Annotated in this window: 7 protein-coding genes; 1 reads left to right on the top strand and 6 read right to left on the bottom strand. The window is 71.2% G+C overall.

The genetic code is table 11. The features are described from left to right. Nucleotides 1–7: 7 nt before the first annotated feature. Both pulA and QNO26_RS01390 read right to left on the bottom strand, forming a co-directional pair. Nucleotides 8–6,055, bottom strand: a complete 6,048-nt coding sequence (gene pulA, locus QNO26_RS01395; protein WP_434543508.1) for a pullulanase-type alpha-1,6-glucosidase — start codon at nt 6,053–6,055, stop codon at nt 8–10. A 205-nt stretch (nt 6,056–6,260) separates the two neighbouring features. After that, nucleotides 6,261–8,447 (bottom strand): malate synthase G, encoded by a 2,187-nt coding sequence (locus QNO26_RS01390; RefSeq protein ID WP_257533058.1) that lies wholly within the window; start codon nt 8,445–8,447, stop codon nt 6,261–6,263. 102 nt (nt 8,448–8,549) lie between these two features. Here QNO26_RS01390 and QNO26_RS01385 point away from each other — a divergent pair, with 102 nt between their 5' ends. Further along, nucleotides 8,550–9,302 (top strand): IclR family transcriptional regulator, encoded by a 753-nt coding sequence (locus QNO26_RS01385; protein WP_257533056.1) that lies wholly within the window; start codon nt 8,550–8,552, stop codon nt 9,300–9,302. Between the two features lie 74 nt (nt 9,303–9,376). On the opposite strand, the gene QNO26_RS01380 is transcribed toward QNO26_RS01385, so the two are convergent. The 4 genes from QNO26_RS01380 to QNO26_RS01365 form a co-directional block, all read right to left on the bottom strand. After that, entirely contained in the window at nt 9,377–10,564 is a 1,188-nt protein-coding gene (locus QNO26_RS01380; RefSeq protein ID WP_257638717.1) for a bifunctional 2-methylcitrate synthase/citrate synthase, read from the bottom strand. Nucleotides 10,565–10,571: 7 nt separating this feature from the next. Then, nucleotides 10,572–11,471, bottom strand: coding sequence for a methylisocitrate lyase (gene prpB, locus QNO26_RS01375; RefSeq protein WP_257638718.1), 900 nt, complete (start codon nt 11,469–11,471; stop codon nt 10,572–10,574). A 115-nt stretch (nt 11,472–11,586) separates the two neighbouring features. Further along, on the bottom strand, nt 11,587–13,113 hold the full coding sequence (locus QNO26_RS01370; protein ID WP_257638719.1) for an MmgE/PrpD family protein: 1,527 nt from the start codon (nt 13,111–13,113) through the stop codon (nt 11,587–11,589). Further along, on the bottom strand, nt 13,110–13,739 hold the full coding sequence (locus QNO26_RS01365; RefSeq protein ID WP_257533145.1) for a GntR family transcriptional regulator: 630 nt from the start codon (nt 13,737–13,739) through the stop codon (nt 13,110–13,112). The genes QNO26_RS01370 and QNO26_RS01365 overlap by 4 nt, the downstream gene beginning before the upstream one ends. Nucleotides 13,740–13,915: the final 176 nt, after the last annotated feature.

Below are 13,915 nucleotides of genomic sequence, written 5' to 3'. Positions count from 1 at the left end.
GCGCGCCCTAGAAGACGATCACCGGCACCGGCAGCAGCGCCCGCGAATCGCCGTGCCCTGCACCGCCGGTGAACGACACGCGCAGCAGGTGGATGCCGCGGGTCAGCGGCGGCAGTTTCACCGACACCCGGCCCTTCGCCGTAGCGGGCACGTCGGCCGTGGCCAGCACGCGGCTGCCATCGGTCACGGAGACCGTGCCCACCGGCGCGCTGCGGTCGGCGCTGGAGACCCGCGCGGTCACGGTGACCTGCTGGCCCGCCTTCACCAGAAGTCGGTCCGCCACGGCCGCCACCGAGGTCGCGACCGGCTCGCGTTCGACCAGCACGACCGCCGTGCGCGGCGGCACGGTGAGGGTGCCGGAGGCGGCATCCCACGTCGTCGTCTTCACGACGGCGTCCGCGCCGTTCGCGAGCGCCGGGGTGAGCGCGAAGCCACGGCCCGACAGCTCGGGAAGCGTCTGCGTGATCGGCTCGGGCGAGGCGTTGAAGGCCACGAGCGCGCCATCGAGGCGGCGGTCGACGTCGGCACCCACCCGGTCGTCGATGAGCATGACGAGCGCGCCGGGAGCCGCGTCCGGTCCGCTGCCCGGGAACGACACCTTCTGCTGGATCTGCTCCGCCGACCCCAGCCGCAGCAGTCCGACCTCTTCGCGCACGCGCAGGAGATCCAGCGCCGCGGCTTCGGCAGCGGCGATGTCGGATGCCGCGGGCTTCAGCGCCGGATCGGCCAGCAGCGGCGCCATGATCGGCCACTTGTCCTCGTTGTCGGCCGCGCGGGGCAGCCCGGAGCCGAACGTCGACTCCTGGCCGGTCCAGTCGATGCGGTTGAACCAGTCGCCGGAGTTGTAGCTGTTGCGATCGAGCGACTTCGAACGCAGCAGTTCGGTGCCGGCGTGCCAGAACGACGGCGTCTGCGCGAAGGCGGTGGTCGCCAGCGACAGCGTGTTCATGCGCACGCGATCGGCCATGGGCGTGTCGGTGGGAAGCTTGAGCACCGACAGGTCGTACAGCGTCTCATTGTCGTGCGCGTCGACGTAGGTGATGATCTCGTCGGGCTGCTCGGCGTAGCCGGCGGGGGCGCCGCGGTAGTCGAGTTCGTCACCGGCGCGCACGGTGCCGGTGGAGTCGGTGAGGGTGAAGTCCCGCAGGTTGCCCGCGAGGCCCAGCTTCACCAGGTCGGTTTGGTGTGCGAGGTCGGCCAGCGCCTGCTCGGGGGTGCCGTTGATGGGATTGCCGTTCGGGTCGGTTCCGAGGCCCGTGCCGAAGCCCTGCTGCTGCACCGTCTCGCCTGCCACCGGGCTGCCGCCGTGCACGGCGTCGCGCAGGCGGTCGCTGAAGGTGCCGACGCCGGTCCCGCCGAGGTTTCCCTGCCGGGCCTGCGGGAACAGGGCGTCGTCGGCGACCTCGCCGAAGTTCCATCCCTCTCCGTAGAGGTAGACCTTCGACCCGTCGACGCCGTCCTTCTTCATCGTGAGCGCGTCGAGCGCGTCGCGAACGGCCTGCATGTTCGCCGTCGAGTGGTGACCCATGAGGTCGAACCGGAACCCGTCGACCTTGTAGTCGCGCGCCCAGGTGACGACGGAATCGACCATCAGCTTCTCGGCCAGCTCGTGCTCGGTGGCGACGTTCTGGCAGCAGGTGGAGGTCTCCACGCCGCCGGTGAGGTTCAGCCGGTGGTAGTAGCCGGGGACGACCCGGTCGAGCACCGACTTCTCACCCTGGCCCGACTGCGCGGTGTGGTTGAACACCTGGTCGAGCACCACCTGCAGGCCCATGCCGTGAAGGGCACCCACCATCTCGCGGAACTCGTGCACGCGCGCCCCGCCCTCGGGGTCGACGGCGTACGAGCCTTCGGGAGCGGTGAAGTGGTAGGGGTCGTAGCCCCAGTTGAAGCCGTCGGCGTCGGCGATGGCTTCGACGCACGCCTGCTGCTCGGCGGACGCCGGGCCGTACGACGCCAGGTCGCACGCGGGCTGCGCCTGCGCCGCCCGATCCTCCTCGATCGTGGCGATGTCGAAGGTGGGGAGCAGGTGCACGGTGTTGATGCCGGCATCCGCCAGCTGTCGCAGCTGCTGGGTTCCGGCGCTGTCGCGGGTGAAGGCGCGGTAGGTGCCCCGCTCCGCCTCGGGCACCGATATGTCGGTGAGGGAGAAGTCGCGCACGTGCAGCTCGTAGATCGCCCGGTCCACGGGGCGATCGATCACGGGTGCCTTCGTGCGCTCCCAGGCCCGCGGCTTCCACTCCTTGTCGGCCAGGTCGACAGCGACCGACCGCACGGAGTTCGTCGTGAGCGCGTGCGAGTACGGGTCGGTGACAAGATTGGTCTCGATCGCCCCGGTCTCGGGGGCGTAGACCACGACCTCCCACAGGAACTCGTCGCCCGTGAGGTCGCGCTTGCCCGCCACTTCCCAGACACCGGATGCCGCATCGCGCGTCGCCTCATGGCGCGTCGGCGTGCCTTCGTCGCGCGCGGTGTGGCCGGTGGGGCCGTCCCAGGTCAGCAGGGTCACCGACTGCGCGGTCGGGGCCCACAGCCGGAAGGTGGGCTTGTTGCCGCGGAACGTCACGCCGAGGTCGGCGTCGGCCGCCGCGTCGGCGTAGAGGTCGTCGAGCACGCCCGGGATCTGCACGCCGGTGGCCGCGGAGAGCGCACCGTCACCGCCCTGCTGCGACACCATCAGCTGGCCGCGCAGCAGCTCGCCGGCGGCATCCGCATCGGGGACGCGCAGCGCGACGAACCCGGCCAGTGCCGGGAACCGCTCGCGCTGGGACTCGGTGAGACCGCCGTCGACCCGCTCGAGGTCGATGCTCTCACCGCCGGTGACGCCGTCGTCGGTGACGGCCAGTGACGCGTCGGCTGCGGCGTGCAGCTGCCAGGTGGCATCCGCCGCGTCGGCGCCCAGGTCGGCCGGCCACGCGAGGGTCTCGGCGTCGATCCAGTGCGCGCGCGACTGGCCGACTCCCGCCAGCGGCGGGTCGGCGACGTCGATCGCGAGCACATGGGTCGCCAGGGTGTAGCGGAAGACCACGACGGTGCCCTCGGCGACGGTGAACGCGTAGTTCGCGCCGCCGGGCGCGCCGCCGACACCGTAGTTCTCGTCCCAGCTGAGGCCGTGCGCGACCTTGATCTCGTAGGCGCCTGCGGGGATCGCGTCGGTGGTGAACTCGTACACCCCGTCGCGGTCGGCGTCGGCCATGAGGGTCGCGAGGCACTCCGGCATCCAGTCGCCGGCGCAGCCCAGCTCGCTCTGCACGGAGCCGGGGAGCGTGACGATGGGCCCCTCGGCGCTGGACTGCACGATGTTGCTGCGCGGGTCGAAGTAGAACGAGATGGCCCCGCCGGGGTGCGAAATCGCGATGTTCGCGCCGTTCGCCACGCCACCGGCGCCGTAGTTGAGATCCCACGAGCCGTTGAGCGCGGCCTTGTACTCGTAGTCGCCGGCGGGCAGGTCGAACGTGCGCGCCCAGATGCCGTCGGCGCCGAGCGTCAGGTTCGCCGCTTCACAGCCGGGGGTCCAGTCGCCAGGGCAGCCGAGCTCGGAGTTGAGGCTGCCGGCGATGGTCACCATGTCGATCGGCTGCTCGGGCTCTTCGGGGACCTCGAGCGAGACGGCGTTGCCCACGGAGGCGTAGGTGGATGCCGCGGCGCGGTCGCCGCCGGCATCCGTCGTGACGGCCCGGTACTCCACGAGGGTGCCCGCCGCGAGGTCGCGGATGTCGTGGAAGACACGCGGGCTGGTGCTCTCGGCGGTGCCGAGCGGCCGCCACTCGTCGGAGCCGACCACGCGCCAGGCGAAGCTCGTCTCCTGCCACGTGGAGTCGTCGACGTCGGCCGAGACGGCGACCGAGCCGCTGAGTGCGGCGCCGGGCGTCGGGGCCTGGACGGTGATCGCGGGGGCGCCGGCGGGGTCGGTGACGGGGGTGTCGGCGCGGTAGACGACGGCCGACAGCGCCGGCACGGTGAGCTCGACCACGGCATCGGAGCCGGCCGCCACGGCGGTGTCGGCGCCGTACACCGGGGCGAACCCGGCGTCGGCGGTGAGGGTGGGGATCTGCGCCGTCGCGGGGGCGGCGGTGTTGTTCAGCGCGACGAGGTAGTCGACCTTCTCGTCGCGGTCGACGCGGGAGAACGCGTACACGCCGGCACCGTTGTCGGCGCGGCGCTCGATCTGCGCGCCGGTGACGAGGGCGGGGTGCTCCTCGCGCAGCTGCGCGAGCTCGGCGATGTGCGTGTAGATCGGTGCATCGGTGTCGTAGCGGTCGACGGCGCCTGCGACCTCGCCGGTGATCAGGTTCTGGTCGCGGTACTCGGGCACGGCGCTGGCGAAGAGGGTCTGGCGGGCGCTCTTGTCGCCGCCGGGACCGGCGAAGCCCTGCTCGTCGCCGTAGTAGACCACCGGCTGCCCGCGGCCGAAGAACATCAGCTCGTGGGCGAGCAGATCGCGCTGCAGCGCGTCGGGGGCCGACTTCAGCAGGTAGCCGACGCGGCCCATGTCATGGTTGCCGAGGAAGGTGGGGAGGGCCGTGGCCGAGGAATCCGGGGTCGTGTAGCGATCGTCGCCGGCGTACAGGGACTGCAGTCCACGGGCGCTGTTGCCCGCGGCGTAGCCGACGGCGGCGGACTGGAACGCGAAGTCGAGCACCGAGTTCATGTCGGTGTCGCGCACGTAGGGTGCGAGCTTCGCGGGGTCGGCGTCGTACACCTCGCCGAACATGAAGAAGTCGGGCTTGCCTGCGACGTCGCGGGCGTAGTCCAGCACCTCGGTGGACCACTGCTCCCAGAACTCCGGGTTCACGTGCTTGACGGTGTCGATGCGGAAGCCGTCGATGCCGAGGTCGATCCAGTCCTGGTAGACGTCGACGAAGCCCTCGACGACCGTGGGGTGCTCGGTCATGAGGTCGTCGAGCCCGTCGAAGTCGCCGAGGGTCACCGACTCGCCCTCCCAGACCGTGTTTCCGCGGTTGTGGTACAGCGTCGGGTCGTTCAGCCACGCGGGGGTCTTCGCGTCCTGCAGGGCGGGGTCGACGACCGGGGTGTACGGGAAGCTCGTCGCGGCGTCGAGGGCGGGGAAGTCGCCGGTGCCCGCGTAGTCGGCGGGGTCGAAGGCGTTGCCCGCGGCGTCGCGGTAGGGCTCGGTCGCCGCGTCGACGTAGTCGTAGACGCCCTCTTCGTAGCCGATGACGTCGGCGGTGTGGTTGGTGATGATGTCGAAGTAGACCTTGATGTCCTGCGCGTGCGCCTCGGCGATGAGGGCCTCGAGTTCGGCGTTGGTGCCCAGGTGCGGGTCGATCTGCGTGAAGTCGGTGATCCAGTAGCCGTGGTAGCCGGCACTGGCATCCGCCCCTTCCCCCTGCACCGGCCGGTTGGCGAAGCTCGGGGTGAGCCAGATCGCCGTGGTGCCGAGGCCGGCGATGTAGTCGAGCTGTGAGCGCAGGCCCGCGAGGTCGCCGCCGTTGTAGAAGCCCTTGTCGGTCGGGTCGAAGCCGTGCGCGAAGCGGTCGCCCTCGATGCCGCCGGTGTCGTTGCCGAGGTCGCCGTTGGCGAAGCGATCGGTCATCACGAAGTAGAACTGCTCGGCGGCGCCGGGCTGGCGCACCGGCGGGGCGACGAGGTCGCCGTCGGCGTCGCCGTCGTACTCGCCGCGGACGCTCAGCGCCTCGAGGCCCACACGGTGGGTGGTGTCGTCGAAGACGAAGCGCAGGGTCGCCGGGCCGTCGATGGTCAGCGGGATGTTGTCGGCGCCCCCGTCGAGTCCGTACGCCTCATCCCAGGTGTCGTTGACGGCGACCTTGTACTCGTAGCTGCCTGCGGGCACCTCGAACTCGGCCGCGAAGATGCCCGCCTCGTCGGTCGCCGCGAGCTCGGTCGCGGCGCAGTCGGGCTGCCAGTCGTCGGAGCAGCCCAGCTCGCTCTGCAGGCTGCCGACGAGGGCGAACGTGCGGTCGGCGGCGAGCGCGGGCGCCGCCGTGACGACGGCCGATCCGGTGAGGACCAATGCCGCGGCGGCGAAGGATGCCAGCAGGCGGCGGGCGCGGGAGGGGGGCGTCAGTGGCACGGTCTCTCCTGAAAAAGGCACGGCGGTGTACCGGATTCTCCCGACGCTACCAGCGGCCACCGACGCCCTGAGGGCGGTTGCCAGCGGTGGACATGAGAGTCCACTCATGTGCGCGGAACGACACCCCGACGTGCCCGTGAATACCCACGGGCGCTCCGCGCGCGCCCCCTCTCAACGCCGAGGGTTCACCCGAAGTCGCGACCACTCACACCGCGGCGAGCGCAGCCTTCTTGCGGCGGCGCATCTCGTGCAGGATCGGCTCGGTGTAGCCGTTCGGCTGCGCGGCGCCCTCGACGATCAGGCGGCGGGCGGACTCGAACGCGATGCCGCGGCCATGCCCCTCGTCGTCGAGCAGCGGCTCGTAGTCGGGGTCGCCGGCGTTCTGCGCGTCGACGACCCCCGCGAGCTTCTCGAGGCTGCGGTCGACGTCAGCGGCGTCGATCACCCCGTGCGCGAGCCAGTTGGCGAGCAGCTGGCTCGAGATGCGCAGCGTGGCCCGGTCCTCCATCAGCGCGACGCCGTTGATGTCCGGGACCTTCGAGCATCCGACACCCTGGTCGATCCACCGCACCACGTACCCGAGGATCGACTGCACGTTGTTGTCGACCTCGGCCAGCACCGCGTCGCGGCCGAGCGGCTCTGTCTGCAGCGGCGGGATCAGGATGTCGTCGATGCCCCGCGGGGGCCGCTCCGCGACGGTGCGCTGCACCTCGGCGACGTCGACCTGGTGGTAGTGCAGGGCGTGCAGAGTGGCCGCGGTGGGCGAGGGAACCCACGCCGTCGTCGCCCCCGAGCGCACCTGAGCGATCTTCTGCTCCAGCATGTCGTGCATGAGGTCGGGCATGGCCCACATCCCCTTGCCGATCTGGGCGCGGCCGATGAACCCGGCGCCGAGCCCGGCATCCACGTTGGCGTCCTCGTACGCGCCGAGGAACGGCTGGGCTTTGATGGCGGCCTTCGGCACGACGGGTCCGGCCTGCAGCGACGTGTGGATCTCGTCGCCGGTGCGGTCGAGGAACCCGGTGTTGATGAACACGATGCGGTCGGCGGCCTCGGCGATCGCCGCCCGCAGGTTGAGCGTGGTGCGCCGCTCCTCGTCCATGATGCCCACCTTGAGGGTGTTCGCCGGCAGGCCCAGGAGATCCTCGACGCGGGAGAACAGCTCCACGGTGAAGGCGACCTCCGCCGGCCCGTGCATCTTGGGCTTCACGATGTACAGCGACCCGGTGCGGGAGTTCGTCCCCGCCCGGTCGCCGCGCAGGTCGGGCAGCGCGCCGACGGCGGTCATGATCGCATCGAGGATGCCTTCGGGCACCGACTCCCCCGCGGCATCCGTGATGGCGTCCGTGGTCATCAGGTGCCCCACGTTGCGCACGAGCAGCAGCGAGCGGCCGGGGAGGGCGAACTCCGACCCGTCGGGGGCGGTGTAGCGGCGGTCGTCGTTCATTCGGCGGGTGAAGGAGCGGCCGTTCTTGACGAGCTCGGCGGTGAGCGTGCCGGTCACCAACCCCTGCCAGTTGCGGTAGCCGAGCGCCTTGTCGTCGGCGTCGACGGCGGCGACGGAGTCCTCGAGGTCCATGATCGTCGTCAGCGCCGACTCCACGACGATGTCGTCGATGCCCGCGGGGTCGGTGGCGCCGATGCGGCCGGCGCGGTCGATCTGCACGTCGAGGTGCAGACCGTGGTGGCGCAGCAGCACCGACGCGGGCTCGGCCGCATCGCCGGTGTAGCCGACGAAGGCGTCGGCATCCTGCAGCTCGACGTCCTGCCCCGCCACGGTGACACGCAGCACACCGTTCGCGACGCGGTAGTTCTCCGCATCGGCGTGCGAGCCACGGGTGAGGGGCGCGACCTCGTCGAGCAGACGGCGGCCGTAGGCGATGACTGCGGCGCCGCGCTGCGGGTTGTACTCCGCGCCGGGCACCAGCTCCCCTTCCTCGGGGATCGCGTCGGTGCCGTAGAGCGCGTCGTAGAGGGAACCCCACCGTGCGTTGGCCGCATTGACGGCGAAGCGCGCGTTCAGCAGCGGCACCACCAGCTGCGGGCCGGCGAGGGTCGCGATCTCGGCGTCGACGTTCTCGGTGCGGATGCCGAAGGGAGCGGGCTGCTCCAGCAGGTAGCCGATGCGCTCGAGGAACGCGCGGTAGTCCGCCGAGTCGGGCCGCCCCGGGTGCGCCCGGTGGTAGTCGTCGATCTGCGCCTGCAGCCGGTCGCGCTCGGCGAGCAGCTCCCGGTTGCGCGGCGTCAGGTCGCGCAGGAGCGCGCTGACGCCGTCCCAGAACGCAGCGGCGTCGATCCCCTCTGCCGCGAGCGCCTCCTCGGCGAACGCGAGGATCGGCTCCGCGACCGCCAGGTCGGCGCGCTGCTGTCGAGCGGTGTGCGTGGTGTCCATGGCGGCTCTGCCTCTCGGTCGGGTGAGGGATCCCCGCCGAAGCTACCAGCTTCACCTCGTCTTATGGAATGCTGATTCCATCATGCGGAATAGGAGCGCACCATGAAGAAGAACGCCACCGCGGGGGTGCAGTCGGTGGCCCGCACCCTCGATCTGCTCGAGGCGCTCGCGACCCTCGGCGGCGAAGCGGGAGTCGGCGAGATCGCCGCCGCGCTGTCACTGCCGCCCGCGACGATCCACCGACTGCTGCGCACCCTCGCCGCCCGCGGCTACGTCATGCAACTGCCGTCCCGGCGCTACAGCCTCGGCCCCGGCCTCATCCGGCTCGGCGAAGCGGCGACGCGGCGGCTCTCCGGGTGGGCGAAGCCCGCCCTGCTGCGGCTCAGCGAAGCCACACAGGAGAGCGCGAACTTCGCGGTGCTCGACGGCGACATGGCCACCTACGTCGCGCAGGCGCCGTCGAAGCACCAGATGCGCATGTTCACCGAGGTCGGCCGCCGGGTCTTCCCGCACGCCACCGGCGTGGGCAAGGCGCTGCTCGCGCAGCTACCCGACGCCGACGTGCGGGCGCTCGTGGGTCGGACCGGGATGCCGGGGTTCACCGACACCACGCTGCGCACCGAAGACGACCTGCTCGCAGAGCTCGGCACGATCCGCGCGCGCGGCTATGCGATCGATGAAGGCGAGCAGGAGGTCGGCGTGCGCTGCTTCGCCGTCGCCGTGCCGGGCATGGCGCTGCCGGCCGCCGTGTCGGTCTCCGGCCCCGAAGTGCGCGTGACACTCGAGTCCGCACCCGCCGTGGTGCAGGCGCTGCGCGAGGCGGTCGCGACGCTGCAGCGCGCCGTGCCCGGCTGAGCGCGGGCCGCGCACGGGCAGACGAAGGGCCGCCGGAAGCCGGCGGCCCTGCGTTCAGCGGTGCGCGCGCTGGGTCAGCTCGCTGCTTCCTCCGCGCGCTGCATGGCCTCGACCTGCGCGGCGTCCGGCTCGTAGCCCTCGATGTGGCGCTCGGCCGGACCGTCGTAGTCCGACAGCGGGCGGATGAGGGCGTTGGAGGCCTGCTGCTCCATGATGTGCGCCGTCCACCCCGTGACGCGCGCGGCGATGAACAGCGGTGTGAAGGTGAGGGTGTCGAATCCCATCAGGCTGTACGCCGGCCCGGAGGGGTAGTCGAGGTTCGGGTAGATGCCCTTGCGGCCGACGAACTCCGACTCGAGGGTGTCGTACAGCTCGGCCACGTCAGGACGGTCGTAGTGCGAGACGAGGGTGTCCAGCGCCGCCTTCATGGTCGGCACGCGGGAATCCCCGCGCTTGTACACGCGGTGCCCGAACCCCATGATCTTGCGCTTGGCCGCGAGGGCTTCGTCGAGCCACGGCACGACGTTCTCGGCCGAGCCGATCTCGGTGAAGATGTGCAGCACCGCCTCGTTGGCACCGCCGTGCAGCGGTCCCTTGAGGGCGCCGATGGCGCCGACGACCGCCGAGTAGAGGTCGCTGAGGGTCGAGGTGATGACCCGCCCCGTGAAGGTCGACGCGTTGAAGGAGTGCTCGGCGTACAGCACCATCGACCGGTTGAACGCGTCGACGACGACCTCGTGGGGCTCCTCGCCGAACGTCATCCAGAGGAAGTTGGCGGCGTAGTCGAGGTCCTCGCGCGGCTCGACGGGCTGCTCGCCGCGGCGGCGGCGCTGCCCGTAGGCGACGACGGCCGGCAGCGCGGCGAACAGCCGGATGCTGCGGTCGAGGTTCTCCGCCGGCGTGCCGACGGCGTCGAGCACATTGTCGATGCCCGCGGTGTCGACCGCACCGATGAGGCTCACCACGGTGCGCACCTCGTCCATCGGGTGGGCATCCAGCGGCATCGCGTCGATGAGGTCCTTGACCGCGGGCGAGAGCGCACGGTTGGCACGCTCGACCGCGCGCAGCTCCGAGAGCTGCTCGTCGGTGGGCAGCTCGCCGTTCCAGAGCAGGTAGGCGACCGCCTCGAACGGCTGGGTCGCCGCGAGCTCCTGCACCGGGTAGCCGCGGTACATGAGGCTGTTGATCTCGGGGTCGACCTTGGAGATCGCGGTCACGTCGGCGACGACGCCCGCCAGGCCCTTCTTGATGTCGGTGGTCATCGCACGCTCATTTCTCGATCTCGAAGTTGAACACGGTGGTGTCGAAGTGGTTGTACGCCTCGTAGTCGAGCAGGTCGTACAGGTCGGCGCGGTGCTGCATCTCCCCCAGCTTGCCGGTCAGCTGCCCCTCATCGGTCAGGGTATCCAGCGCGCGGCCGGCAGCGCCCATGGCGATGCGCAGCAGCGAGACCGGCCAGATGACGATGTTGACGCCGACGTCGCGCAGCTGATCGACCGAGAAGAGGTCGCTCTTTCCGAACTCCGTCATGTTCGCCAGGATCGGCACGTCCACGGCGGCGCGCACCGCGGCGAACTCCTCGAGGGTGCGCATCGCCTCGGGGAAGATCGCATCGGCGCCGGCGTCGACGAGGGCGCGGGCCCGGTCGATGGCGGCATCCAGCCCGTCGACGGCGCGGATGTCGGTGCGCGCCATGAGGAGGAAGTTGGGGTCGCGGCGGGCGTCGGCTGCGGCGCGGATGCGCTTGATCGCGGTGTCCTGGTCGACGACCACCTTGCCGTCGAGGTGGCCGCACCGCTTGGGGTTCACCTGGTCCTCGATGTGGGCCCCGGCGATGCCGGCATCCTCGAGGGTCTGGATCGTGCGGGCGACGTTCATCGGCTCGCCGAAGCCGGTGTCGGCGTCGATGATCGCGGGCAGGTCGGTCATGCGCGCGATCTGCTGCCCGCGGCCGGCGACCTCGGTGAGGGTCGTCAGCCCGATGTCGGGCAGACCGAGGTCCGCCGACAGCACGGCGCCCGAGATGTAGACGCCCTCGAACCCCTTCTGCTGGATCAGGCGGGCCGACAGCGGGTTGAACGCCCCCGGAAAGCGCAGCAGCTCGCCGGTGGCGAGGCGCTCGCGGAACAGGCGCCGCTTCTCGGCGGGGGTCACGGTCGAGTACAGCATCAGTGGTCTCCTCTCAGGCGTGCACAACGTCGCCGATCCGCGGCTCGCGAGGCGCGCGGGGACGCCTGCGGCCCGCTCTGCCACCGGAACAGCGACGTTGTGCACCGGGCCATGACTAGAACAGGCCCTTCGGGGCCGGCGCCGCGAGCAGCAGGCCCGGCTTCGCGACGATCGAGAGCTGCCGCACTTCGTCGGCGGTGAGCTCGGGCAGGCGCTGGGCCAGGTCGAGGAACCGCTCGATCTCAGCGGACTCGAGCACCGGCTCGGCGAGGATGCGGAACTTGCGGATGTAGTCCTCGCGCGCGAACGGGCGGGCGCCGAGGGGGTGCGCGTCGGCGACGGCGATCTCCTCCTCGATGACCGTGCCGTCGGTCAGGCGGATCTCCACGCGACCGCCGAACGCCTTCTCGGCGGGGTCCTCCGAGTGGTAGCGACGCGTCCACTCGGCATCCTCGGCCGTGGTGATCTTGTGCCACAGCGCCACGGTGTCCTCGCGGCCGGCCCGCTCGGGGGCGTACGAGTCGACGTGGTGCCAGCCGCCGTCCTGCACCGCCACCGCGAAGATGTACGGGATCGAGTGGTCCAGGGTCTCGCGCGACGCGGTGGGGTCGTACTTCTGCGGGTCGTTGGCGCCGGACCCGATGACGAAGTGGGTGTGGTGCGAGGTGTGCAGCACGATCGACTCGACGTTCGCGGGGTCGGTGGCCTCGGGGTGCTCGCCGTGGAGCTTGCGCGCCAGGTCGATCCAGGCCTGGGCCTGGTACTCGGCGGAGTGCTCCTTGGTGTACGAGTCGAGGATCGCGCGCTTGGGCTCGCCCGCAGCGGGCAGCGGCACGTCGTACGACGCGTCGGGGCCGTCGAGCATCCAGGCGACGACGCCGTCCTCGCCCTCGTAGATCGGCGACGGCGAGGTCTCGCCGCGCATGGCACGGTCGACCGCTTCGACGGCCATCTTGCCGGCGAAGGCCGGGGCGTGGGCCTTCCAGGTCGAGATCTCGCCCTTGCGCGACTGGCGGGTCGCGGTGGTGGTGTGCAGCGCCTGCCCGACGGCCTGGTAGATCGTCTCGGTCGGAAGACCCAGCAGCGTGCCGATGCCGGCGGCCGCCGACGGGCCGAGGTGGGCGACGTGGTCGATCTTGTGCTTGTGCAGGCAGATGGCCCGCACCAGGTCGATCTGGATCTCGTAGCCGGTGGCGATGCCGCGCACGAGCGCTTCGCCGTCGGACCCGACGTGCTGGGCGACGGCGAGGATCGGCGGGATGTTGTCGCCGGGGTGGGAGTAGTCCGCCGCCAGGAAGGTGTCATGGTAGTCGAGCTCGCGCACGGCGACGCCGTTGGCCCACGCCGCCCACTCGGGGCTGGTGCGGCGCTCGAGGGCGCAGCCGAACACGGTCGCGCCGTCGCCGCCGACCGAGACGGCGTGGTCGAGCGCCTGCTGTCGGGCGGCGCTGACGGGGGCGCGGGTGAGCGAGGCGGCGGCGACGGCGGCGTTGTCGATCACACGATTGATGATCATGTCGATCACCTCGGGTTCGACGGCCACCGGGTCGGTGGCGACCTCGGCGATGTGCCAGGCGAGCTGGCCCTCGCGGGCGAGCTCCTCATCGCTGCGGTGGACGCGAAGGTGGTGCGTGACGGTCATGGGTGTGCCTCCAGGGACTCGAGGATCGACATCAGGGCATTGTGCAGGTGGACGTGGGTGGCGTGTGCGGCGAGATCGGCATCGCCGGCGGAGATCGCCGAAGCGATGAGACGGTGCTCGGCAACGGATGCCGTGAGCCGGCGGGGGTTGTCCCGGGCGAGGCGGCGCACCCGCACGAGGTGGGTGCGCACCATCCGCAGCGACGAGGCGAGGTAGTCGTTGGCGACCGCGGCGTCCAGCGCCGCATCGAAGCGGGCGATGAGCGCGTAGTACGCGTCGGCGTCGCACTCCGGCTCGGCGACGACGAACTCGGCGGCGAGGTCGTCGAACACGGCCCGGTCGCCGGTGGCCGCGGCGAGCCGGGCGGCCATCTCCTCAAGCGCGCGGCGCACGGTGAACAGAGCCCGGATGTCGTCGGCGTCGATTCCGGCGACGACGGTGACGCGCGGCGACGCCTGCTCCACGAGGCCGTCGGCGGCGAGGCGGCCGAGGGCTTCGCGCAGCGGGGTGCGGCTCACGCCGAGTCGCGTGGCCTGCTCCACCTCCGCGAGCACGGTGCCGGGGGCGAGGGCGCCGGACTGGATCTCGTCGAGGAGCGTCTCGTAGGCGCGGTCACTGGCGCGCATCATTGCCTCCTCCTCCGCGGGCGTCGTCGCCCCAGTGTATACACAATGGCACATTCGGGGGCATGGATTCCCTTCTGAGGATGCCGTGGGTATACATCTCTGGCATCCCTCGATCCGGCCCGCGCCGCTCCCGCATCCACCAGAATGGAATGTCCGCGTCCGACGCCAGGGGGTTC

Source organism: Microbacterium sp. zg-Y1090, assembly GCF_030246945.1.
GTDB lineage: Bacteria > Actinomycetota > Actinomycetes > Actinomycetales > Microbacteriaceae > Microbacterium > Microbacterium wangruii.
This window is presented reverse-complemented; position numbering and strand designations above follow the sequence as displayed.

Coding starts and splice junctions, on each gene's coding strand:
- prpB (WP_257638718.1), bottom strand. CDS start 11,471: ATGCTGTACTCGACCGTGACCCCCGCCGAGAAGCGGCGCCTGTTCCGC.
- QNO26_RS01385 (WP_257533056.1), top strand. CDS start 8,550: ATGAAGAAGAACGCCACCGCGGGGGTGCAGTCGGTGGCCCGCACCCTC.
- QNO26_RS01390 (WP_257533058.1), bottom strand. CDS start 8,447: ATGGACACCACGCACACCGCTCGACAGCAGCGCGCCGACCTGGCGGTC.
- QNO26_RS01380 (WP_257638717.1), bottom strand. CDS start 10,564: ATGACCACCGACATCAAGAAGGGCCTGGCGGGCGTCGTCGCCGACGTG.
- QNO26_RS01365 (WP_257533145.1), bottom strand. CDS start 13,739: ATGCGCGCCAGTGACCGCGCCTACGAGACGCTCCTCGACGAGATCCAG.
- QNO26_RS01370 (WP_257638719.1), bottom strand. CDS start 13,113: ATGACCGTCACGCACCACCTTCGCGTCCACCGCAGCGATGAGGAGCTC.